The following is a 332-nucleotide window of genomic DNA, read 5'->3' as shown; positions in this document are numbered from 1 at the left end:
ATCATGGGCAGAGGGAATAATCTCCAATTCAGGTTATTTTCATAACGCATATATTCAAGATTTTGTTTTGCAAATACTCCATATCTTAATTCGGTGTGGAATATGGTTTTACTATTTGGATTTAATAAAACAAATAAATAAAAACCTGTTAAATCACAATTTCTAGCTGTATATTGGTATGTTTCCTTCCAAAAACGAGATACATTACCTTTAGTACCTTTATCAATCCGATAGACTAATAGTAGTTTATTTGTCTCTAGGCTAAGAAATGCTTTGTATTTCCCTCTACCTTTTCGCATTATATTTTTTATTGTAGCATATTCAATATGTCT

At 29.5% G+C, this 332-nt stretch carries 1 protein-coding gene; it reads right to left on the bottom strand.

The features are described from left to right. Positions 1-299, bottom strand: a 299-nt coding sequence (locus AACQ14_RS24090; protein ID WP_339366074.1) for a hypothetical protein, incomplete at its 3' end; no start/stop codon positions are given. Positions 300-332 lie beyond the last annotated feature (33 nt).

It is taken from the genome of Vallitalea maricola (assembly GCF_036985595.1).
In the GTDB taxonomy this organism is placed as follows: Bacteria; Bacillota; Clostridia; order Lachnospirales; family Vallitaleaceae; genus Vallitalea; species Vallitalea maricola.
Note: the sequence above shows the minus strand (reverse complement) of the source record. Positions and strands in the feature narration are given on the sequence as shown.